24 protein-coding genes and 1 other RNA gene are annotated in these 21,700 nt (G+C 64.5%); 18 read left to right on the top strand and 7 right to left on the bottom strand.

The window, feature by feature from the left end; translation table 11 throughout:
• The first annotated feature begins 25 nt into the window (after positions 1–25).
• From JJT62_RS12000 to JJT62_RS11955, 10 genes are all read left to right on the top strand, one after another.
• Positions 26–970, top strand: a complete 945-nt coding sequence (locus JJT62_RS12000) for a heme o synthase (RefSeq protein ID WP_202072995.1) — start codon at positions 26–28, stop codon at positions 968–970.
• Between the two features lie 11 nt (positions 971–981).
• Positions 982–1,158: a hypothetical protein gene (locus JJT62_RS11995; protein ID WP_202072994.1), complete on the top strand. Its 177-nt coding sequence runs from the start codon at positions 982–984 to the stop codon at positions 1,156–1,158.
• A gap of 1 nt (position 1,159) precedes the next feature.
• Positions 1,160–1,753, top strand: a complete 594-nt coding sequence (locus JJT62_RS11990) for a cytochrome c oxidase assembly protein (protein WP_202072993.1) — start codon at positions 1,160–1,162, stop codon at positions 1,751–1,753.
• Positions 1,754–1,825: 72 nt separating this feature from the next.
• Positions 1,826–2,716, top strand: a complete 891-nt coding sequence (locus JJT62_RS11985) for a cytochrome c oxidase subunit 3 (protein WP_202072992.1) — start codon at positions 1,826–1,828, stop codon at positions 2,714–2,716.
• A 90-nt stretch (positions 2,717–2,806) separates the two neighbouring features.
• The gene (locus JJT62_RS11980; RefSeq protein ID WP_202072991.1) at positions 2,807–3,184 is read left to right on the top strand and encodes a DUF983 domain-containing protein; all 378 of its coding nucleotides are present in this window, start codon (positions 2,807–2,809) and stop codon (positions 3,182–3,184) included.
• Positions 3,181–3,918 (top strand): SURF1 family protein, encoded by a 738-nt coding sequence (locus JJT62_RS11975; protein WP_202072990.1) that lies wholly within the window; start codon positions 3,181–3,183, stop codon positions 3,916–3,918. The genes JJT62_RS11980 and JJT62_RS11975 overlap by 4 nt, the downstream gene beginning before the upstream one ends.
• Before the next feature lie 90 nt (positions 3,919–4,008).
• Positions 4,009–5,415, top strand: coding sequence for a threonine synthase (gene thrC, locus JJT62_RS11970; RefSeq protein ID WP_202073107.1), 1,407 nt, complete (start codon positions 4,009–4,011; stop codon positions 5,413–5,415).
• A gap of 5 nt (positions 5,416–5,420) precedes the next feature.
• Entirely contained in the window at positions 5,421–6,017 is a 597-nt protein-coding gene (locus JJT62_RS11965; RefSeq protein WP_202072989.1) for a GNAT family N-acetyltransferase, read from the top strand.
• A gap of 165 nt (positions 6,018–6,182) precedes the next feature.
• Positions 6,183–6,947 (top strand): WecB/TagA/CpsF family glycosyltransferase, encoded by a 765-nt coding sequence (locus JJT62_RS11960; protein WP_202072988.1) that lies wholly within the window; start codon positions 6,183–6,185, stop codon positions 6,945–6,947.
• 80 nt (positions 6,948–7,027) lie between these two features.
• Positions 7,028–7,447, top strand: a complete 420-nt coding sequence (locus JJT62_RS11955) for a hypothetical protein (RefSeq protein ID WP_202072987.1) — start codon at positions 7,028–7,030, stop codon at positions 7,445–7,447.
• Positions 7,448–7,697: 250 nt separating this feature from the next.
• Here the strand turns inward: JJT62_RS11955 and hisG are convergent, their stop codons facing one another.
• The 3 genes from hisG to JJT62_RS11940 form a co-directional block, all read right to left on the bottom strand.
• Positions 7,698–8,657, bottom strand: a complete 960-nt coding sequence (gene hisG, locus JJT62_RS11950; protein ID WP_202072986.1) for an ATP phosphoribosyltransferase — start codon at positions 8,655–8,657, stop codon at positions 7,698–7,700.
• The gene (locus JJT62_RS11945) at positions 8,654–9,817 is read right to left on the bottom strand and encodes an ATP phosphoribosyltransferase regulatory subunit (protein WP_370568534.1); all 1,164 of its coding nucleotides are present in this window, start codon (positions 9,815–9,817) and stop codon (positions 8,654–8,656) included. The genes hisG and JJT62_RS11945 overlap by 4 nt, the downstream gene beginning before the upstream one ends.
• A gap of 154 nt (positions 9,818–9,971) precedes the next feature.
• Complete coding sequence (locus JJT62_RS11940; protein ID WP_202072984.1) at positions 9,972–10,889, bottom strand: hemerythrin domain-containing protein; 918 nt, start codon at positions 10,887–10,889, stop codon at positions 9,972–9,974.
• A 168-nt stretch (positions 10,890–11,057) separates the two neighbouring features.
• Here JJT62_RS11940 and JJT62_RS11935 point away from each other — a divergent pair, with 168 nt between their 5' ends.
• Complete coding sequence (locus tag JJT62_RS11935; RefSeq protein ID WP_202072983.1) at positions 11,058–11,255, top strand: hypothetical protein; 198 nt, start codon at positions 11,058–11,060, stop codon at positions 11,253–11,255.
• 69 nt (positions 11,256–11,324) lie between these two features.
• Here JJT62_RS11935 and JJT62_RS11930 read toward each other — a convergent pair whose 3' ends face one another.
• On the bottom strand, positions 11,325–12,101 hold the full coding sequence (locus JJT62_RS11930) for a hypothetical protein (protein WP_370568533.1): 777 nt from the start codon (positions 12,099–12,101) through the stop codon (positions 11,325–11,327).
• A gap of 177 nt (positions 12,102–12,278) precedes the next feature.
• Between JJT62_RS11930 and JJT62_RS11925 the strand changes: the two genes are divergently transcribed.
• The 7 genes from JJT62_RS11925 to recR all read left to right on the top strand — a co-directional run bounded on the left by JJT62_RS11925 (position 12,279) and on the right by recR (position 18,765).
• Positions 12,279–13,748 (top strand): ATPase domain-containing protein, encoded by a 1,470-nt coding sequence (locus tag JJT62_RS11925; RefSeq protein WP_246744847.1) that lies wholly within the window; start codon positions 12,279–12,281, stop codon positions 13,746–13,748.
• Positions 13,749–15,323 carry a hybrid sensor histidine kinase/response regulator gene (locus tag JJT62_RS11920; RefSeq protein ID WP_202072982.1) on the top strand — a complete coding sequence of 525 codons (1,575 nt, stop codon included), beginning with the start codon at positions 13,749–13,751 and terminating at the stop codon, positions 15,321–15,323.
• Between the two features lie 56 nt (positions 15,324–15,379).
• An RNA gene (gene ffs / locus JJT62_RS11915) (signal recognition particle sRNA small type) lies at positions 15,380–15,476 on the top strand.
• A gap of 24 nt (positions 15,477–15,500) precedes the next feature.
• Positions 15,501–15,857, top strand: coding sequence for a GFA family protein (locus JJT62_RS11910; RefSeq protein ID WP_202072981.1), 357 nt, complete (start codon positions 15,501–15,503; stop codon positions 15,855–15,857).
• A 53-nt stretch (positions 15,858–15,910) separates the two neighbouring features.
• A complete protein-coding gene (locus JJT62_RS11905) occupies positions 15,911–17,716 on the top strand; it encodes a DNA polymerase III subunit gamma/tau (RefSeq protein ID WP_202072980.1) in 1,806 nt (601 codons plus the stop codon).
• A gap of 12 nt (positions 17,717–17,728) precedes the next feature.
• The gene (locus tag JJT62_RS11900) at positions 17,729–18,052 is read left to right on the top strand and encodes a YbaB/EbfC family nucleoid-associated protein (RefSeq protein ID WP_202072979.1); all 324 of its coding nucleotides are present in this window, start codon (positions 17,729–17,731) and stop codon (positions 18,050–18,052) included.
• 107 nt (positions 18,053–18,159) lie between these two features.
• Positions 18,160–18,765 carry a recombination mediator RecR gene (gene recR, locus JJT62_RS11895; protein WP_202072978.1) on the top strand — a complete coding sequence of 202 codons (606 nt, stop codon included), beginning with the start codon at positions 18,160–18,162 and terminating at the stop codon, positions 18,763–18,765.
• Positions 18,766–19,186: 421 nt separating this feature from the next.
• On the opposite strand, the gene JJT62_RS11890 is transcribed toward recR, so the two are convergent.
• From JJT62_RS11890 to JJT62_RS11880, 3 genes are all read right to left on the bottom strand, one after another.
• Positions 19,187–19,840 (bottom strand): DsbA family protein, encoded by a 654-nt coding sequence (locus JJT62_RS11890; protein ID WP_202072977.1) that lies wholly within the window; start codon positions 19,838–19,840, stop codon positions 19,187–19,189.
• An 85-nt stretch (positions 19,841–19,925) separates the two neighbouring features.
• Entirely contained in the window at positions 19,926–20,144 is a 219-nt protein-coding gene (locus tag JJT62_RS11885) for a hypothetical protein (protein ID WP_202072976.1), read from the bottom strand.
• 123 nt (positions 20,145–20,267) lie between these two features.
• Positions 20,268–21,662: a histidine kinase gene (locus JJT62_RS11880; protein WP_370568532.1), complete on the bottom strand. Its 1,395-nt coding sequence runs from the start codon at positions 21,660–21,662 to the stop codon at positions 20,268–20,270.
• Between the last annotated feature and the right edge of the window lie 38 nt (positions 21,663–21,700).

The raw sequence follows: 21,700 nt of genomic DNA, 5'->3' as shown, positions 1-21,700 counted from the left end.
TATCCGATCAAGAGCGAACCAAGCGATGAGCGACGCTTCTTATCTCGACGGCGCCGAAGCGGCGCGCAGCGTTCCGCAACTTCCGGTCGCCGCGCCTTCGGATTATTTCCAGCTCCTGAAGCCGCGCGTCATGTCGCTCGTTGTGCTGACCGCGCTCGCCGGCATTCTCATCGCGCCAGTTCCGCCGCATCCGCTCGTCGCTTTCGCTGCGCTTCTCTCCATCGCCGTGGGGGCCGGCGCCTCCGGGGCGCTCAATATGTGGTACGACGCCGACATCGACGCGATCATGACGCGCACGGCGCGCCGCCCGATTCCCGCGGGCCGCATGGAGCCCGAATCGGCCCTGGCCTTCGGCCTCGTGCTGTCGATGCTGTCGGTGTTCACGCTGGGGTTTGCGACGAACTGGCTCGCCGCCTCGCTTCTGGCCTTCACCATCTTTTTCTATGTCGTCATCTATACGATGTGGCTGAAGCGTTCGACGCCGCAGAACATCGTGATTGGGGGCGCTGCGGGCGCCCTGCCGCCCATCGTCGGCTACGCCGCCGCAACGGGCGACATCAGCCTCGCCAGCATCGTCCTCTTCGCCGTCATCTTCGTCTGGACGCCCCCTCACTTCTGGGCGTTGGCGCTGGTGAAGCATGACGATTACAGCCGCGCCGGCGTGCCGATGATGCCGAATGCGCTCGGCGCCGATCGCACGCGTCTCGAGATCCTCGTCTATTCGCTCGTGCTGGCGCCCTTGGGCGCCGTCCCCTGGGCGCTGGGCTTCGCCGGCGCTGTCTATGGCGCCGTTGCGATTGCAGCGGGCCTCTATCTCGCTTGGCTCGCTGTTCAGGTCTATCGCAGGCGCGAGGGCGACATTGCCCGCCGGGCCGCGATGAAGCTGTTCTTTTTCTCGATCTCCTATCTCTTCCTGCTGTTCCTGATCATCGTCGGCGAGCGCCTGCTGACGATCGCCGGCATTATCTGAAGGGAGACGAGATGAACGTCGAGCACAACCCGAATATCGAAGAGGGCGTCGTCCTCACCCCGGAGCAGGCGCGTAGCCGTCGCGCCCGCAATATCGCCATCGCCGTGACTGTCGCCTTGCTGGCGGTGCTGTTCTACGCGCTGACCCTCGTCAAGCTCGGCGGCGCCGTCGCCAATCGGCATATCTGACATGTCCGAGCCCGCCCACAAGACGCCCAAAAGACCCGGCGCGATCGCCGCGGCGCTTGTCGTCGGCTCTTTGGGCATGCTTGGGCTGTCGTTCGCTTCCGTCCCGCTCTATCGGGCCTTCTGCGCCGCGACCGGATTCGGCGGCACGCCGCAGGTCGCCAAAGCGAATTCGACGGAGCAGGGTAGCCGTTCGCTGGCCGTCCGCTTCGACGCCAATGTGTCCCGCGAGCTACCCTGGCGTTTCGAGCCTGAGGTCCCCAAAATTTCGCTGCGCACCGGCGAGACAACGACCGTCTATTACAAGGCCACGAACCTCTCCGATAAGGAGACGCGTGGACAGGCGGCCTATAACGTCAGTCCCGATCAGGCCGGCGCATTCTTCGTGAAGGTCGCCTGTTTCTGCTTCGACGAACAAAGGCTCGGCCCCGGCGAGACCGCCGAGTGGCCCGTCGTCTTCTATCTCGACCCCGCGCTCGAGAAGGAAGAGACGATGCGCCGCGTCGAGGAGATCACGCTTTCCTATTCCTTCTTCCCGACCAAAGCGCCGGCGACACCCAAAACCAGCGCCGAAGCCGGGCAGAAGCCCAAGTCCTGACCGCCGGCGGCGCCGGGGGGATTTCAACCTGGAACACGCCGGGCGACCGGCGAATGACGAGGAAAAGAAGAAATGGCCGACGGACACGCCAAACCGCAGCATGACTATCATCTTGTCGATCCGAGTCCGTGGCCGATCGCCGGCGCGTTTTCAGCGCTCTTCACGGCCATCGGCGCCATCATGTGGATGGCGCAGCACAAGGGCGCGCCGATCTACGGCCAGACCTGGGGCGGCGTGCTCTTCTTCATCGGCTTCGCGCTGATTCTCGCTGTCATGTACGCCTGGTGGAGCGACGTTGTTCGCGAAGCGCAGGTCGAAGGCCATCACACGCCGGTCGTCCAGCTTCATCACCGCTACGGGATGATCCTGTTCATCCTCTCCGAGGTGATGTTCTTCGTCGCCTGGTTCTGGGCCTTCTTCAATTCCAGCATCTTCCCCGGCGACATCTGGCAGGTGACGCGCACCGAGTTGTTCCATGGCGTTTGGCCGCCGCAAGGCGTCGAAGTGCTGAGCCCCTGGAAGCTGCCGCTGCTCAACACGGTCATCCTGCTGACCTCCGGCGTGACGCTGACCTGGGCGCATCACGGCCTGCTGCACGACAACCGCGATCAGCTCAAGAAGGGCTTGATGGCGACGATCGGCCTGGGCCTGCTCTTCAGCCTGATCCAGGGCTACGAATATGCGCACGCCCCATTCGCCTTCTCCTTCGATCCGGCGCATCCGGCGGCGACCAATTACGGCTCGACCTTCTTCATGGCGACCGGCTTCCATGGTTTCCACGTCATCGTCGGCACGATCTTCCTGACTGTCTGCCTGGCGCGCGCTTTCAAGGGGCATTTCACGTCGGGTCAGCACCTCGGCTTCGAGTTCGCCGCCTGGTATTGGCACTTCGTCGACGTGGTCTGGTTGTTCCTGTTCTGCTGCATATATGTGTGGGGGAACTGGGGCGGCGCGATGGAGTAATCGCGCGGCGCGTATCCCGCGCCCGCCTCATTGCTGAAATTGACGGTCACGGCGCCGCCGTGGCCGTTTTCTTATGGAAGCGAGATGAAAATGGCTGAAGAGCAGATTTACCCGCCGGCGCGAGTCTATATCGACGGTCTGCTCGGCAGGTGCCCCCGCTGCAGCAAGGGCCATATGATCAAAGGTCTGCTGCAGGTCGCGCCCAAATGCGAGGTCTGCGGGCTCGATTTCTCCTTCGCCGACACCGGCGACGGACCGGCCATTTTCGTGATGATGATCGCAGGCTTTCTCATCGTCGGCCTCGCCTGGTACATCGAAGTCGTTTATCAGCCGCCCTATTGGGTGCATGCGCTGATCTTCCTGCCGTTCTCGGCAATTGTTTGTATCGGCCTGCTGCGGCCGGCAAAGGGCCTGTTGATCGCGCTCCAATATTTCAACAAGGCCGAAGAGGGTCAGCGCGAATCATGACAGCGGGCGCGCGGGCGCTGCTCTGGCCCGCAGTCGCAACAGCGCTGGCCTGTGCGCTGCTCGCCAGCCTCGGCGTCTGGCAGGTCCGGCGCCTTGGGGAAAAAGAGGCGCTGATCGCGCGTGTGGAGACGCGTGCGCATCTCGCCCCCAAGGCGCTTCCACCGCAGGGGGCCTGGGCGACATTGTCGCCCGCCGATTATGAATTCACCCATGCGCTTGCGCGCGGACATTACCTCGCTGGCCGCGACGCCTTGATCTTCATGAAGCCGCCCGAGGGCTTTGGCCTCGAGCCCGGCTATATGGTCGTGACGCCCTTCGCGATCTCGGCGGGCGGCGTTGTTCTTATCGAGCGCGGATTTACCCCCGCCTCCAAGATCGAAGACGCCGAAGGTCGCGCGCCGCCCGCGGGCGAGACTGAGATTGCCGGTCTGCTGCGGGCGCCGCAAACGCGAAACCCCTTCACCCCGGCGGACGCCCCCAGCCGCGCGATCTGGTATACGCGCGACCCGGCGGCGATCGCCGCCGCGCTCGGCGTCGGCGGCGCGGCTCCCTTCACGCTGGCCCTGACCAGCCCGCAGAGCGCCGGCCCGAACGGCTTCCCGCGCCTCGTCGCGGCCGCGCCAGAATTCGTGAATAATCACCTCTCCTACGCCTTTACCTGGTTCTCACTCGCCGCCGCGCTGCTGATCATTTTCGTCCTATATGCGCGCGGGCGGCTGCGCGGCGCCGCTTAAAGAGGCGACGAGCCTTGCGGCCCGCGTGGATATGGTATGAAAAGGCGTTGATGCGTGACGCGTCGCGTCGCCTGCGGAATGGATCTGAAATTGCGCTACCTTTCGACGCGTGGTGAAGCCGCGCAGCTTGCTTTCGACGACGTTTTGCTCGCCGGCCTCGCAACGGACGGCGGCCTCTACACGCCATTGGCCTATCCGCATGTCGCGCCCAAGGACATTGCGGCGCTTGCGGGGCAATCCTACGCCGACACCGCAGCCCAATTGATCGCGCCGTTTCTGACGGAGGAAGCAGCGCGCGAAGCGCTCCGCGAGCAGACAAAGGCGGCCTACGCCACCTTCCGGCATCGCGCCATCGCGCCGCTGACCCAGATTGCCGACAATCTATTCGTGCTGGAGCTTTTCCACGGCCCGACCCTCGCGTTCAAGGATCTGGCCATGCAGCTTCTCGGCCGCATGATGAATGACGTGCTGGAGAAACGAAATCTGCGCGCCACAATCGTCGGCGCCACCTCGGGCGATACGGGCGCTGCGGCGATTGAAGCTTTTCGCGGCCTGCCGCGCGTCGATGTTTTCATCCTCTATCCGCACGGCCGCGTCTCGGACGTGCAGCGCAAGCAGATGACCTGCGTCGCGGATGAAAATATTCACACGATCGCGCTGGAGGGCACGTTCGACGACGCGCAGAACATTCTCAAGCGTCTTTTCCGCAACCAGCCGTTTCGTGAACGCGTCAGCCTCGCCGGCGTGAACTCCATCAATTGGGCGCGCGTCGTCGCGCAGATGGTCTACTATTTCACCAGCGCCGTCTCCATCGGCGCGCCGCATCGGCGTGTTTCCTTCGCCGTTCCGACGGGAAATTTCGGCGACGTGCTCGCGGGCTATATCGCCAAACATATGGGCCTGCCGATCGAGCGCCTGATCGTCGCCACCAACGCCAACGACATTCTCGCCCGCGCGATTGCGACCGGGCGCTATGAGCCGCGCGGCGTGACCCCGACGCAATCGCCCTCGATGGACATTCAAGTCTCGTCGAATTTCGAGCGTCTGCTGTTCGACGCCACCGGGCGCGACCACGCGGCCATTCGCGCCGCCTTCGCCTCGCTCGAGCAATCCGGCGCTTTCGACATCCCCGCCGCCGCGCTCGCCGCCATTCGCGCCGAGTTCGACGCGACGTCCGTCGGCGAAGCCGAGACGACCGATGAGATCGCGCGGAGCTGGCGGGACGCCGGCTATGTGCTCGATCCACATACGGCGACCGGCGTGCGGGCTGCGCGGGCGCGGCTGGCGCAAGACCCTGCGACGCCCGTCATCGCACTCTCGACTGCTCATCCGGCGAAATTTCCCGAGGCGATCGAACGCGCCATCGGCAAGCGCCCGCTTCTCCCCGAATCGATTGCCGCGCGGCTCGAAGGACCCGAGCGCTTCACCATCCTGGAAAATGACGAAGCGCGCATTGCCAGCTTCATTGCGGAGCGCGCCCGCGCGGCGCGAGCTTGACCTCCATGGCTCTTTTTGGCGTTCTTGGCCGTCGCGACATGCCCATCAGAGGCGAGGGGGTCTATCTGCGGCCTTCCGAGATGCGCGACTATCTGGAGTGGTCGTCGCTGCGTGAGCGGAGCCGCACCTTCCTCACGCCCTGGGAGCCGATCTGGCCCGTCGACGATCTCACGCGCGCGAGCTTTCGCTATCGGGTCCGCCGCCATGCGGAGGAGATGGCCCGCGACGAGGCCTATTCCTTTTTTGTTTTCCGCGAGGAGGACGACGTTTTGCTGGGCGGGCTCTCCTTCGGCCATGTGCGACGCGGTGTCTCTCAGGCGGCGACGCTCGGCTATTGGATGGGCGAGCCCTACGCCGGCAAGGGCTATATGACTCGCGCCGTGCGCGCCTCCTGCGCCTATATTTTCGAGAAACAGGGCCTGCATCGCATCGAGGCCGCGTGCTTGCCGACGAATGAGCCCTCCAAGCGGCTCCTGGAGCGCGTCGGCTTCAAACATGAGGGCTACGCCCGGTCCTATCTGAACATCAACGGCCAGTGGCGCGACCATCTGCTGTTCGCGCTTCTGGAGACGGACCCCATCCCGCCCGGCAAGCCTGTATAACGCCAAGTCTTGGCTTTCACTGGCTTATCCAAAATCGTTAGCGTTCGTTAATTGAATTTCGAGCATCGCATAAGCATCCAGTTCAGGGCGTTCCCAGCTACTTGCTGATTTTCCTCGGACTTCGCGTAGGTTTCTAAAGTCGAGACGCGAAACGAGGATTGTTCCGTGGGTATCCAGAACATCGGTGCGACGGTTGTGGGCGGCTGTTCGGTGGCTTGCCTGGATCTCATGGCGACAGCGCAATTGATGTTGGACCTCGCACGCGCGCCCGCCCGCAAGGAAGGTCCTTATTACTTGACCTCCGTCAACGGCGAAGTGCTTGCGCGCCGCTTCTTCGACCGGGAATTTGCGAAGTTGATCGACTGCGCCGACTCGATCGCCGCCGACGGCCAGCCGCTCGTCGTGGCCTCCAAGCTCTTTTCACAGAAGAAGCCGTTGCCGGAGCGCGTCGCCACGACGGACCTCTATCCGCTCGTCGCGCGCCTGGCGCAGGATACCGGCGCGAGCTTCTATCTCCTCGGCGCGTCCGAGGAGGTCAATCGCGCCGCCTATGAAGCGACCAGGCGCATCGCGCCGCGCCTCAATATCGTCGGCAGATCGCATGGGTTCCTGAAAGGCGCGGCGCTCGAAGCCAAGCTCGACGAGATCAACGCGCTCGCGCCGGATATTCTCTGGCTGGCCATGGGCGTGCCGCTCGAACAGCAATTCGTGCGCGACTACGCGCATCGGCTGAAAAATGTGAAGATGATCAAGACCTCCGGCGGCCTGTTCGACTTTGTCGCCGGCGCCAAGAAGCGCGCGCCGAAATGGATGCAGCTCATCGGCCTCGAATGGGCGTTTCGGCTGAAGCTAGAGCCGCGGCGGCTGTTCAAGCGCTATCTGACGACCAATCCGGTCGCGGCTTATTTGCTGTTGACGCAGACGCATTAGGCTGATCAATCCCGCCAGTTGAGAATTGCCCACGAGCTTAAACAACGGTACGGTGGGTGCGCTGGATACGAGAGGAAGCTTTGCGCGTCAGCTTTAGAGACTTACAGGACGCCTTCGAATTCGTGTCCGTTGGGGCAGGTGAACACGAAGCATTTTTATGTAAGAAGAGCGGCAAAATTTATTTCCACTCCGAGCTCGTCGATGATCTGGACGAATTGCCAGACGATGTTGGCGACAGCGAAAAGTTCCTCCAGATACCGGACAAGCGGGAACTCGATCTCGGCAAGCCCCTCGTATTGGACTTCGCTCGCGAATTCCTGGCCGATGATTTCGAGGATGTCCGACAGTTTTTCGGCAAAAAGGGCGCTTACGCTCGCTTCAAGGGACTGTTGGAGCGACGGGGCGCGCTCGATCAATGGTATGCGTTCGAAGCGAAAGCGGAAGAAAACGCTCTGCGGGCGTGGTGCGAGTTCAACGGAATCGAGCTGGCCGACGGATAGCGGTAGGTCCGGCTATCACAATCTTATCCCCTCCCTCGCCCACTCAGCGCCGTCATTGCAAGGAGGCGGAGCCGACGAAGCGATCCAGGACCGCATCGCCGCCCTGGATTGCTTCGCTTCGCTCGCAATGACGGGCTCTGGGCAGAACCAGCGCTTTTGTGGCTCTGGATTCCCGGTCGGGCTTTCAGCCCGCCGGGAATGACAAGTCCCCATGCGAGCTGTTCAAACGGAAATGGTATGACCGCCCGTCCTACAGTCGACCAGCCAGTCTTCCCCACAGCGCATTGCCGGCTTTGAAGACATAATCGAGCTTGGCGCTCGTCACGCTCTGGGCGCCCTTGCCGATCAGCCAGTCCGCGAGGGCCGCGACCTGCTTCGTCGGACAGGCGAAGGTCGCCGTGTCGCCATTACGCTCGCGCAGCGTGGCGCCGAAACTGGCCTGCGCCTCGCTCAAAGCCGCATCGTTGAGCGCGACCGCCGCCCGCACCTCACGCGTCGTCCGCGCTTCCTCTTCCGCCGCAATGCGCGAGAGAATGACGCGCGCGGCCTCCTTCGCCGTTTCGCTCCAGGGCGCCGAGAGCGACGCCACGAGATTGGCCTGCGAGCGCAGGATCACGCCGTCGTCGAGAATCTTCAGCGCATTGGCGGCGAGCGTCGCGCCGGTGGTGGTGATGTCCACGATGAGATCGGCCGAGCCGGCGGCGGGGGCGCCTTCAGTGGCGCCGGAGCTTTCCACGATGCGATAGTCGCCGACGCTATGCTGGGCGAAGAAGCGGCGCGTGGTGTTGAGATATTTCGTCGCGACGCGCAGGCCGCGGCCATGGCGCGCGCGGAAGCTGTCGGCGATGTCCGCGAGATCGGCCGTGGCGCGCACGTCGATCCAGGCCTGCGGAACCGCGACGACGACATTGGCGTGGCCGAAGCCCAGCGGCGCCAGCAGCTCCACTTTGCTGTCGGGATCGGCAATCTCCTCGCGCACGAGGTCTTCGCCGGTAATGCCGAAATGGACGTCGCCGCGCGCGAGGCGGCCGGTGATCTCGGAGGCCGAGAGATAAGCCACCTCGACGCCGTCGAGGCCGGCGATGGCGCCGCGATAATCGCGGGCGCCGCGTCCCTGCGTCAGTTCCAGGCCGGCGCGGGCGAAGAAGGCGTTGGCGTTTTCCTGCAGGCGGCCCTTGGAGGGCGTCGCCACGATGAGCTTCTGCGTCATGCCGCGTCTCCCGCGCGCGCGGCGCCGGCTATTCTATCGATCCAGATGGCGGCGCCCACGGCCGGAATATCGGCCTTGGCGCCGAGCGTCTTCAAAAGCCGGTCGTAGCGGCCGCCGCCAATGACGGGCGCGCTCTCGTCCTCGCGTCGCGCTTCGAAAACGAAGCCCGAGTAATAGTCGAGGTGACGGGCGAAGCTCGCGGAGAAGACCATGTCGTCGAGGTTCAAGCCGCGGGCGGCGATGAAGCTCGCACGGGTGTCAAAGGAATCGAGCGCCGCCGTGAGGTCCAGTTTCGCGTCCTCGGCAAGCTTGCGCAGGGCCGCGGAAGCGATGTCCGGCGCGCCCTCTATGGCGAAGAAGGCCTCCGCCAAAGCGCGCTTCTCGGCGGAGACGCCGGCGCCCTCGGTGAGCGTCGCCTGATCTAGGAAGCGCTCGGCGATCTCCGCGGCGCTGCGGCCGCCGACCGGCGTGATGCCGGCGATGGCGAGGAGGTCTTCCACCAGCCGGCGGGCGTCGGCAGGGTCGACCTTGGCGAGCGCGGCGAGCACGCCCGACTGCTCGGCGCCGCGGCGGTTGGGCGGCGTGAAAATTTCGGCGATCGACTGGGCGCGGGCATGGCCCGATTCGACGCGTCGGCGCCACACGGGCGGCAGGTCGAGCCCGTCGAGAAAGGCCGACACCAGCCCCGCGTCGCCGATGCGCACCGAAAGCCCTTTGGCTCCGCCAGCGGCGGCGGCGTCCAGCGCGGCGCCGAGAATTTCGGCGTCGGCAGCCTCGCGATCGTCGCGGCCGAAGCTCTCTATGCCGGCTTGCAGAAATTCTCCTTCGCCCGACGCCCCATGCAAAGGCGCGCGGAAGATCGAGCCGCCATAGGCGAAGGCGGCGGCCTCTCCCGCTTGCGACGTCGCCAGATAATCGAGGCAGACGGGGATCGTATATTCGGGCCGCAGGCAGAGCTCGGCGCCGGAGGCGTTGGTCGTCAGATAGAGATGACCGCGAAAATCTTCGCCCGACCGATCGAGAAAAACGCCAGCGGGCTGCAGAAGCCGGGGCTCGTGGCGCGTGAAGCCGGCCCGTTCGAAATGCGCAAGAATGGCCGCGAGCCTGTCGGCGGCGATTCTCTCCGGGGCTTGGCGGTCGGGGGCTTTATCGGCGGTCACGCGGGAATTTTCCTCTCTATTTCGCGTTTTCTTTAGCAATTGCCCCGCCTGCGCGCACCCGCTTTCGGCGCGAAAGGTGAATGTGGCCCAATCCAAAGAAAGAGCCGCGGGGAGGGCCGCAGCTCGATTACGATCTGAATGTGACGGGATAAGCTCAGCGCCGATGCTCCCAGCCCCTGCGCGACGCCTCGGAATGGCGTTTGGGATCGCCGTGCCAGCCTCGATGCTGAGAAGATTGGCCGCCGCGTTCTTCTTCGCGGCCGCGCGCCTGCGCCTGCCCGCCCCGGCGCTCCTCCCAGCCGCCGCGGGCCCCGCGAGGCTCCTCCTCTCCCCGCCGGCGGCCTTCCTCCTCGCGGCCGCCCCAGGGCGACGGGCGCTCTTCTTCCTCCCAGCCGCGTCCTTCCTCGCCGCGCCGGCCTTCCCAGCTTTCGCGCCCGCGACCGCCGCGCGGCGCTTCCCGGCCGGGCGGCTCGGCCCAGACTTCCTCCTCCTGCGCCAACTGAATATGCAGGGTCTTAGGTTGCGGCAGCAGCAGCTCCTCGGAGAACTGCTCCATCAGCTCGTCGCGCCGCGCCATCATCCGCTTGCCGAGCGCCGCCGTATCGACGCCGCCCTCCTGTGCTTTGGCGAAGATGCTTTCGGGGCTCTTTTCCTCCTCCTGGATATGCCGGCGCACATATTCCCCGAGCACCGTCACCTTCGCGTCGAAGAACGGGTCGCTCTGCGGCGTGCCCATGGCGATCTCGGCAGTCAGGATTTTCGCGGTGTCATGCTCGACCTGGGCCTCATCGAGCAGCGGGTCGTCGACATGCTCGCGGCAGGCCGGGTAGAAGATTTCCTCCTCCAGCTCCGCATGGATGGTGAGCTCGAGGCAGATCTGCTGTGCGAGCTTCGATTTCTCGGCGCGCCGCTTCGCCTGCTCAAATTTGTCGAAGAGCCCCTCGACGCGGCGGTGGTCCGCCTTCAGCATCTCGATGGCGTCGGCTTTCTGCCTTTCGCCGTTTCCGCTGGTTTTCTCCTGCATTCCCTTCCCGGAACCCTTTTCGTCCCATTCGTCCATCTGCTTCGCCATGGGTTTTCCTCGACGCGCTTGACTGAAACGCCCCTTTCAGCCGTTCGAAGCGCGTAACGCGGAGCGTGCTTGGGCTGTTCCAATTGAGCGGCGGCGGGGCGGGGCGCGGGCGCAATGGCTTTCTTGGCGCGCGCCGCCCCGGTATGCTGGGCAAAATTGGAGAGCGAAATGGCGGACCATGAACGGCTCACCGTCACCCTGCCGCAGTCTCAGGAGCTTGTGGCCGTCAAAGGCGATATTGAAGAAGGCTTGGCTGACGTTGCAGCCGGGAGAACCAAGGATTTTGATCTCGAAAACATCATTACCCGCGGGAGAAAGCTATTAGCCAGCCGCTCCGACTCTGCCGGACAGAGACGGGGAAGCTGATCTCGCCAAGATATGGGCTTGCGGGCAGGGCGGCTTCGCTGCGAATTGAGCGGCAGCCCCGGGCCAACGTCATTTTCCCGCGCGCTCCAGCAGTTGCTCCAGCGGCTGCGAGCTCACTCCCTTAGGCGGCGCGAAAGGTTCTTCCACGGAGGCGACGAGGGAGAGGGCGACGATGGCCGCCGCGCTGAAAATCGCCTGCGCCAGCAACTGCGACCCGGCGCGCTCCAGATGCACGACGGCGAGGGCGATCTGCGTGATGAAGGCGATGATGATCACCGCCGCCCATTTGCGGTCGTCCGGATAGGCGCCGGCGATGGCGAGGCGCTGCTCGCGCGCCGAGCGCAGCTTCATCACCGTGTCGATCAGCGCGCGCTGGAAGGCGGGCTCGACCTTCGCGGCGCTCACGACCCGCGTCAGCGCATTGAGCGCCGCTTCCGCCTCGGGGGCGGGCTCGCCGTTTTCCATGGCCTTCCATTCGAGGGCGACCACGGACTCGATGTAGTTGCGGAGGGCTGCCGGCAGATCGTCGGCGCCGACGCCATTGCCACTCAGGGTCATGAGGGTCATCAATTCCTCGCGCTCCAACGCGAGGGCGCTATAGGCGCGGCGGTTGGCGTCCCAGACGTCCTGCGAGAGAAAGGTCATAAGGAGACCGAAGAGCGTCGCCGGCACGCCGACGAAGGGCGGAACGACGCCTTTCCAATTATGCATACGCGCCGACAAAGGGGAGGCGAAGCTCAACCAGCAGAGGAAGAGCGCCAGCGCGATCATGGTCCCGCTCAGCGTCAGCGCCATGACTGTGGTCGTTTGGGACATCCACCAGTGAATAAACGTCACGTTCTCCACGATCCCCTCCCGAGCCGAAAACCTGGCCTCTTGGGTAAGATGGCGGGCGCCGAACGGCAAGCCGCTGAAAAAGGGCGGCCGTAGTCCGCTTGTTGGCGGGCTGCAGGAGTGGTTTGATTGGTCCTCAGTTTCCCGAAAGCAGGGTTCTTCGCAGCGATGCCCCAAACGATGATCGAAATGCCCCGCTTTCCGACTGGCGTTCCGGGCCTCGACGAGGTCTTGCAGGGAGGGCTTCCACGCGGCGCGCTGATCTTGGTCGAAGGGCCTCCCGGCAGCGGGAAGACGACCGTCGCATTGCAGTTTCTGCTTGCCGCCGCCCAGAGGGGCGAGAGCTGTCTGCTGGCGTCCAACGCCGAGACGCCCGAACAGCTCGAACGCATCGTCGCATCCCACGGCTGGAGCCTGGAAGGCGTTCATATGACCTCCTTGTCGGAGGCGAGCGGCGGAGAGGAACTTTCAACGTCGGATTACACCCTCTTTCCAGAAGCAGAGGTGGAGATCGACGAAACCCTCCAGCACCTCTTCTCGGAAGTCGAAAGACTAAAACCGACGCTGTTGGTCCTCGACACGATTTCCAGCCTGAGGGTTGTTGCGCCCACGCCAGCCTTCCATCGGCGCCAGCTCAAGCGCATTCGGGATTTCATGGCCGCGCGCGGCTGCACCACAGTGATGCTGGACGAAGCCTCGATGACCGAAAAGGATCTACGCAGCCAAACGCTTTCCGACGGCCTTATCGAGCTGCAGCAAGTCGATTTCCATTATGGCGCCGATCGGCGTCGCCTCAGAATTCGAAAGCTTCGGGGTTGCCGATATCTCAGTGGCGCGCATGATTTCACGATCACGACCGGGGGACTCGAGGTCTATCCCCGCCTCGTCGCACAGAGCTATGCGGCCACGCCGAGTTTTGAGCCGCTCGAAAGCGCCGTTCCGGAGATCGACGCACTGACTGGCGGCGGCGTTCCGCGCGGCTCCAGCACGCTCGTCGTTGGGCCCGCCGGTATCGGCAAGTCCACAATATCGACGCTTTACGTGATGGCGGCGGCGGCGCGCGGCGAAAAAAGTTGCGTGCTTCTCTTCGACGAGAACGTCCCCACCTATATAGCGCGAAGCGAGGGCCTGGGACTCAAAGTCCAGGCCGCAAAAGAGGCAGGGCTTGTCAGCGTCATACATCTCGATCCGGCGGAGCTCAGCGCGGGCCAGGTCGCCAGCCTTCTCATCCGCCACGTCGAAGCGAATGGCGCGAAGGTGGTGGTCATCGACACTCTAAACGGTTACCTTCAGTCTGCGATGGAGGAGCCGAGCGTGTTCCTACACATAAGAGAGCTCATCTCCTATTTGAGCCGCCGCCAGGTCGTGACCCTGCTGACGCTGACCCAGCACGGCATTCTCGGCCCGGAGATGGCGACGCCGATCGATCTCAGCTTCCTTGCAGATAATGTCTTCTTGCTGCGTTACTTCGAGATGAAGGGCGCGCTTCATAAGGCTCTGTCGGTCGTCAAAAAGCGGACCGGGGGGCACGAACACACAATCCGTGAACTCGTGGTGGGGCATGGTCGCATAGAAGTCAGCGAACCTCTCGAGGGGTTTAGTGGGGTGCTCACCGGCACGCCTGTTTTCGCGGGTGAGGCCAGCTCGAAGGGGATGTGAATGGGTTGGCGCGACTCCTGCGGAGCCGGCGGCGACGGGAAGGATTTTCGGGTTCTGATCCTCACGCCGCATGGCCGCGACGCTGTTCTCGCCCAGCAGACACTCAGCCGCACGGGCCTGCCGAGCTGCGTCTGTTGCGATCTGAAGCAACTCTGCCTGGAGATTGCCGGCGGAGCGGGCGCGGTAATGGTTTCGGAGGAGGCGCTGCCGCGCGCTCACCCGGGTGAGTGGGGTTCGCTGTTTGGGGCGGAGCCCCCTTGGTCTTCCATGCCGATTGTCGTCCCGCTGGGGAGAGGCGCCTCCTCCCATAATTTCCCGTTGCTGCGTGCGCTCGAAATTCGACCCAATGTCAGCTTCCTGGAGCGGCCCGTCCCGAGGCGCACGCTGATCAGCGCGCTTCGCTCCGCCATAGAGGCGCGCCGCCTACAGTATCAAATCCGCGACGCGCTCGATGAGCAGAAAGCGGCCAATCGCAAGAAGGACGAGTTTATCGCCACGCTGTCGCATGAGTTGCGTAACCCGCTGGCGCCCATCCGGAGCGCGGTTCATGTCTTGAGACGGTTGGACGACGACGAGGCGTCTAAGGACAAGGCAAGCCGATTGCTCGCGATGATCGAACGGCAAACGGACCATCTCGTCCAGCTCGTCGACGATCTTTTGGAGGCGTCCCGCATCACGACCGGCAAGATCGCGCTCAAGCGACGCCCTGTCTCTCTTGCCGAAACAATCCATCGGGCATCCGAGATCAGCGAGCCTCTGATCGCCAGCGGGCGCCACAAATTGAGCATCTCGCTGGATGAAGAGCCGCTGGTCGTCGACGGCGATCCGGTGCGCCTCACGCAAATCTTCGCAAATCTCCTCAATAACGCCGCGAAATACACGCCGCCCGGCGGCCGTATCCAGGTCACGCTCGAGCGCGATGGGGCGCTTGCGATTGTCCGCGTGGCGGACGACGGGATTGGCATTCCCCAAGGAATGCTGTCCCACATCTTCGGTCTCTTCTCGCAATCCGACGGGACCGCAGGCCGCATGCAGGGGGGCCTCGGCATTGGGCTCGCGCTTGTGAAGAGCCTAGTCGAAATGCACGGCGGTAGCGTCGTCGCTTACAGCGGCGGCGCCGACCGGGGCAGCGAATTTGTGGTGAGCCTGCCTTTGGCGGCCACGCAGAGCGACGATTGCGAAACCTTCGATGGCGCCGCGCCCATGCGGCTCCACCGACGGGTCCTGGTTGTCGACGACGAGGTCGACGTCGCGGAGAGCCTGGGTCTGTTGCTCGAATCTCTGGGAGCCGAGGTTCGGGTCGTCTTCAGCGGGATCGAGGCGCTTTCCTGCGTGGTCGAATTCAAGCCCGATGTCGCTTTCCTCGACATTGGGATGCCGGCGATCGACGGCTACGAAGCTGCGCGGCGGATACGCGCCACACGCGAAGGCGCGGGCGTCTGCATGATTGCTTTGAGCGGCTGGGGGCGAGACGAAGATCGACAGCGAGCCTTGGAGGCGGGTTTCGACCAGCATCTGACGAAGCCCGTGAGCGCCGATGCTTTGAGAAAGGTGATCACGGCGGCGTGTCATTGATGCGCGATAGAATTAGCCCCCTTGCATCGCCGCGCGACCTCTGCCACATAGGGCCCGGGAGGTTGGCGTTGGACGTTTCACTCGCCAACCGGGTCAGATCCGGAAGGAAGCAGCCCTAACGAGCTTGAGCGGGTCTTCGTCCAGCCTCCTACCTTTGGTCCGCGCGTGGAGCTGCTGATGAGCGAGGCGTCTTACCGCGGCTCCTGCCAGTGTCAGGCCATCGTCTTCGATGCGACGCTCGACCTCGACCACACCATCACCTGCAATTGCTCCCGCTGCCAGAGGCTGGGCTCCGTGTTGAGCTTCGCGCCCTCAGAAAAATTCCATCTGCAAAAGGGCGCCGAGGCGCTGACCGAGTATCGCTTCAACACGAAGAAGATCGGTCACCAGTTCTGCAAAATCTGCGGGATCGAGCCTTTCGCTTATGGCGAGACGCCGGACGGCGCGGCGACGGTCGCGGTGAACGTCAATTGCCTCGACGGCGTCGACCCTCGGGCGCTGAAATCGGCGCATTACGATGGGCGAAGCCGGTAGATTTTTGCCGCAGGACGGTAGAAAAGGCGTTCGCAAGCCTTTAGTACTTCGTCATGGACGACGCGCTGTTTCCTGATCCGCAAGGCGCCGGCGCGCCTCCCGCCGCCTATCGCGTCCTTGCGCGCAAATATCGGCCTTCGAGCTTCGCCGACCTCATCGGCCAGGAGCCGATGGTGCGCACGCTCGAGAACGCCTTCGATCTCGGCCGCATCCATCAGGCCTATCTGCTGACCGGCGTGCGCGGCGTCGGCAAGACCACGACCGCCCGCATTCTCGCCCGCGCCTTCAATTACGAGCTGCCCGCCACGGACGGCCGCGTGGCGGTCAACCAGCCGACGATCCATATGGATGCGCTCGGCGTGCATTGTCAGGCGATCATCGACTCCCGCCATGTCGACGTGCTGGAGATGGACGCCGCCTCCCACACCGGCATCGACGACGTCCGCGAGATCATCGACAACGCCCGCTACCGCCCGGTGATGGCGCGCACCAAGGTCTATATCATCGACGAAGTGCACATGCTCTCCAAGGCCGCCTTCAACGGCCTGCTGAAGACGCTGGAAGAGCCGCCGGAGCATGTGAAATTCATCTTCGCCACGACCGAGATCGACAAGGTGCCGGTCACCGTGCGCTCGCGCTGCCAGCGCTTCGATCTGCGCCGCATCGACGCCGGGCTTCTCGCCGAGCATTTGCGCAAAATCTGCGAGAAGGAGAGCGTCGAGATCGAGCCCGACGCACTCGCCATGATCGCCCGCGCGGCGGAGGGGTCCGTCCGCGATTCGCTCTCGCTGCTCGATCAGGCGATCGCCTATGGCTCGGCGCATAGCGCCAATGGCGCGATCAAGGCCGACGATCTGCGGCTGATGCTCGGCGTCGCCGACAAGTCGCGGGTGATCGACCTCTTCGAGGCGGTGATGGCGGGCGACGTGGCCAAGGCCATCGCTTTGCTCGAAGACCAGTATAACGGCGGCGCCGATCCCGCGCAGGCGCTACTGGAAATGGCGGAGTTCGCCCATCTTGCGACGCGCCTGAAGCTCGCCCCGGAGACGGCGCAATCCGCCGCGCTGACGCCGGAGGAAAAACGGCGCGGGCAGGAGGCGGCCGAGCGGCTCTCCGTGCCGGCGCTCACCCGCGCCTGGCAGATTTTGATGAAGGGCGTCGACGAGCTGCGCGGCTCGCAGCGGCCCTTGCAGGCGGCCGATATGGTGCTGGTGCGGCTGGCCTACGCCGCCGACCTGCCGACGCCGGGCGATGTGCTCAAGCAATTGGGCTATGGCGCGCCCGGCGCTGCGGCCGCCTCCGCCGCACCCGCGAGCGCGCCGCGCGGCGCGCCCGTTGCGGCGAGCGTTTCGGCGCCAGTCGCACGCGGGCCCGTCGCCGCCAGACCCGCCGTGGCGCAGCCTGCGCCCGCCGCGCCCGGAGTGGCCATCGCGAGCTTCGAGGCGCTCGTCGCCCTCGCCGAGGAAAAACGCGAGATTCGGCTGAAGATTTCGCTCGAATCCGACGTGCGGCTGGTGCGCTTCGAGCAGGGGCGTATCGAGTTCGAGCTCGCGCCGGGCGGCTCGCGCGAGCTTGCGTCCGCGCTCATGCAGAAATTGCAGCTCTGGACGAATGAGCGCTGGATGGTGTCGATCGTCGCCGCCGGCGGCGCGCCGACGCTAAAGGAAAAGCGCGAGGCGCAAGAGGCCGAGCGCCGCTCGGGGCTGGAGGCCGATCCGGTTGTGGCCAGCGTGCTGGCGCATTTTCCGGGCGCGCAGATTATCGCCGTGCGTAGCAAGGACGATCAAGCCTCGCGCGCTGGCGCGGAGGAGGCGGCGGATGTGCAATATGACGACATGTCGCCGCCTGAAGAAGATTAAGGAGAAGCGTCGATGATGGACTTCATGGGCCTGATGAAACAGGCGCAGCAGATGCAGGCCAAAATGGCCGAAGCGCAGCTCGAACTCGAAAACATCGAAGTCGAGGGCGAGGCCGGCGGCGGTCTGGTGCGGGTGACGCTCTCGGCCAAGGGCGCGATGAAGTCGATCTTCATCGACGAGAGCCTCGTGAAGCCGCAGGAGAAGGAAATCCTCGAAGACCTGATCCTCACCGCCCATATGCAGGCGCGCAATAAGGCCGACGAGGTTATGGCCGAGAAGATGAAGGCGATGACCGGCGGGCTGCAACTGCCGCCGGGCTTCAAGCTGCCGTTCTGAGCCAAATCATGGACCGTCATTGCGAGCGGAGCGAAGCAATCCAGAGCCGTGATGGCGCTCCTGGATTGCTTCGTCGCTGCCGCTCCTCGCAATGACGGAAGCGCTCGATGGCTGAACGCGTCGCAGGTCCTGAAATCGAGAGGCTCGTTCAGCTTCTCGCGCGGCTGCCGGGCCTCGGCCCGCGCTCGGCGCGGCGCGCCGTGCTGCATCTCATCCGCAAGCGCGAGGAGCTTTTGAGCCCGCTTGCCGACGCCATGCGCGTCGCACAGGAGAGGATCGTCGCTTGTTCGGTCTGCGGCAATATCGATACGAGCGATCCCTGCACCATCTGCCGCGACGCGCGACGCGACCCCTCGATCCTCGTCGTCGTCGAGACGGTCGCCGATCTCTGGGCGCTGGAGCGCGCGGGGCTGCTCAATGCCCGCTATCACGTGCTCGGCGGCGTGCTCTCGCCGCTCGACGGCGTGGGGCCGGAAGATTTGACGATCGCGAGCCTGATCGAGCGCGCGCGCGCCGGGGAGGTTCGCGAGATCGTGCTCGCGGTCAACGCCACCGTCGACGGGCAGACGACGGCGCATTACATCGCCGATCTCCTGGCGCCGACGGGCGTGAAGGTAACGCGCCTCGCCCATGGCGTGCCGGTCGGCGGCGAACTCGATTATCTAGACGAAGGCACGCTGGCGGCGGCGCTGGAGCGGCGGACCGTATTTTAAGGACCGCGCGCCTTCAGGCGCGCAGCCTGGAAAGCGAGCCTGAGGCTCGCACAGACTACGGATACCAGATCCGCTTGATCGGTTCGGTGTCATTCCCGACGCTCGCGCAGCGAGCGATCGGGAATCCAGAGCAACGCTGGCTATTTTGGCTCTGGATTCCCGATCGGGCCTTCGGCCCGTCGGGAATGACAAGCGCCAATGCGTGCGAGCTATTCAAACAGAAATGGTATGGCAGAGTGGCGGTATCGCCCCTCGTGCTTCGAGACGCCTGCTGCGCAGGCTCCTCAGCATGACGGGCTTCTTCATCTGCGCCAAACACTTAGGCCTCATCCTGAGGAGCGAGCAAAGCTCGCGTCTCGAAGGACGAGGCCGCCTCGGAGATTCATCAACAAACTGAGCGAGCCTGAAGGCTCGCGGTCCGTTACTTCGCCGGCGTCTTCGCGGCGATGATCTTGCCGAAATCGTCGATGGTGATTTCGCCCGTATATTTGTCGCCGTTGATGAAGAAGGTCGGCGTGGAGTTGACGCCGAACTTCTCATTGGCGCGGGTGCGCACGGCGTTCACCTTCTCGTAAAGCGCCTGATCCTTCAGGACCGCTTCGAACTTATCCTGGCTGAGACCGGCCTGCTTGAGCACGCTGGCGAGACCATCCAGCGGCTTGTCGACGAAAGCCCAATTCTTCTGCTGCGCGAAGAGCAGATCGACTACGGCGTCGCGCTTGTCGCCCAGCTCGCGCGCCAGCATGAAAGCGGCGGTGGCGAGCGGATCGAGCGGGAATTCGCGCAGAATGAATTTCGCCTTGCCCGTGTCGATGTAATTCTTCTTGAGCGCCGGATAGACCTCGTGGTGGAAGGCCGCGCAATGGCTGCAGGTCATGGAGGCGTATTCGACGATGGTCACCGGCGCATTGGCGTCGCCCTCGACAATGTCGGGCAGGGCGTTCGGCGCCATCAGCTCCTCGACCGAAACCTTGCCGGCCGGGGCTTTGTCGGCCAGCGCCGGACCGGCGAGGAGCATCGCGCCGGCGGCGACAATGAGGCGGCGGCGGGAAAGCGAGAAAAACGAAAAGGACATGTTGGCCTGTTCCTTGGGAGAGGGCGCAGCGAACATAATCGCTCCGCTGCTTCGGGCAAAGATTCTTTGGCGGAAGGGGAGCGCGCTATTTGCGCTTGGTCGGAATGCCGTGGGTGGGGCGGAAGAAATAATAGACGAGCGAGATCGCCGCGAAGACGCCGCCCGCCCAAAAGACGACGTCGCCGATCATCAGGTCTTTCATGCTGAAGCTCGCGACGCTGATGAGAAGGCCTGCGATGGCGAACCACAATGGCGTCTGGCTGCGCTCTTCCTTGGGCTGCGGGCGGTTTTGAAATTGAGACATTGTCGTTTCCCCCTTTGTGAGATTTTTTGGGGGGAGCATACAGCGTCGCGGGCTGGGGGCGGAAGGAGGGAGCGGGCCGCTTAGGGCTCCGCTCGCGCTCCAATCAGGCTTCCGCCTTTTCGATCACGCTGCGCTCGGCAGCTCCATCGGGGCAGGCGCGCTCAAAGCGGCAAGGGGGATTTGCGCCGCGACTTTGACGCCTCTCGCGGCCTGGCCGACCGTCAGCCTTCCGCCAAATGCGGCGACGCGCTCGCGCATGCCCAAAACCCCATGCCCGGTCGACTGGTCGAGACTGGCCGGATCGCCGCCGCCATCGTCTTCGACCGTCAGCGCGACGAGTCCGTCATTGGCGGCGAGGCGCTCGACGCGCAGATAGACGTCGTGGGGATCGCCATGGCGCATGGCGTTCGTCAGGCACTCCTGCGCGATGCGATACAGGCTCGTCGAAACAGCGGCGGGAACGGCGGCGAGGTTCCCCAACACGTCCAGATGAACAACGGCCTTGGGCGATGTCTGCGCGTTCCAGCCCGCCACGAGCTGGATGAGGCAGGCTTCGAGGCCCAATTCCTCGAGATCCTGGGAGCGAAGCCGCGCGAGGGTTTGACGCAGCGTGGCCATCATGCGCTTGGCCGTTCGGCCGATGGCGCGCGCATCTTGCGCGAGGTCCGGGCGATCGGGCGCGCCGGCCTCGATCGCCGCGGCGAAGGCGATGGTCGCGGTCAGACATTGGCCGAACTCATCGTGAAGGTCGCGGGCGAGCGCGCGCCGCTCATCCTCCTGAACTTCGAACAGGCGTTTCGTCAGGGCCATGCGCTCGGCGGTGATTTGCGCCAGACGCGCCGCCAGATCGTTCACGGCGCGGGCGATCAGACCGAATTCGCCGGCGCCCTCGACGTCGATGCGGCGCCGATAGTTTCCCGCCTCCAAATCGTGCAGGCCGTCCACGATCCGCCCGGTCGGCGCCAGGGCATGGGCGATGACAAAGGCGGCCAGGAGACAAATGCCGACGGCCATCGCCGCTGCGACCGTCAGGACCACCGAAATCTGGCTCCACGCCTGACGAACGGCCGCTCCGGGATCGGCCGTCGCGACGACGAGAGCGCCGGGATCACGAACGGAAACGCGACGCGAGACCGGCGCCTGCCCGCCGAAAAGGCTTTCATAGGCGGCGGCGAACCATTTCGGCGCGGGGGTTCCCACGCTGTCGATCTGGCTGCAGAGTCGGCGCGGCTCCTGATTGGCGCCGGAGCGGAAAGAGATGCAAACGCCCGGCGCGATCAGCTTGAGGGTCTCCAGCGTCTCCCATTCGGTCGGGGGCAAAAGCAGCCGATCGTCGCGCAGGCTCCTGCGCCAGAGGATCTCGCGCCAGAACAGATTTTCCAGGCCTTTCGAGGCGCGTTCGGCCGAGGCCGCCGTCTCCGCGCCGATCCTGTGGTGGGCGTCGGCCATCACCCAGCCCGCCGTGACCGCGAGGCACAGCAGAACGACCCCGATGAGGCGCAGGATGAGACGAAACATCAGTTGCATCATAGGCTCCGGACCAAGAAAGCGGGCGC

This window comes from Methylocystis sp. Sn-Cys, from assembly GCF_016745395.1.
Taxonomy (GTDB): domain Bacteria; phylum Pseudomonadota; class Alphaproteobacteria; order Rhizobiales; family Beijerinckiaceae; genus Methylocystis; species Methylocystis iwaonis.
Note: the sequence above shows the minus strand (reverse complement) of the source record. Positions and strands in the feature narration are given on the sequence as shown.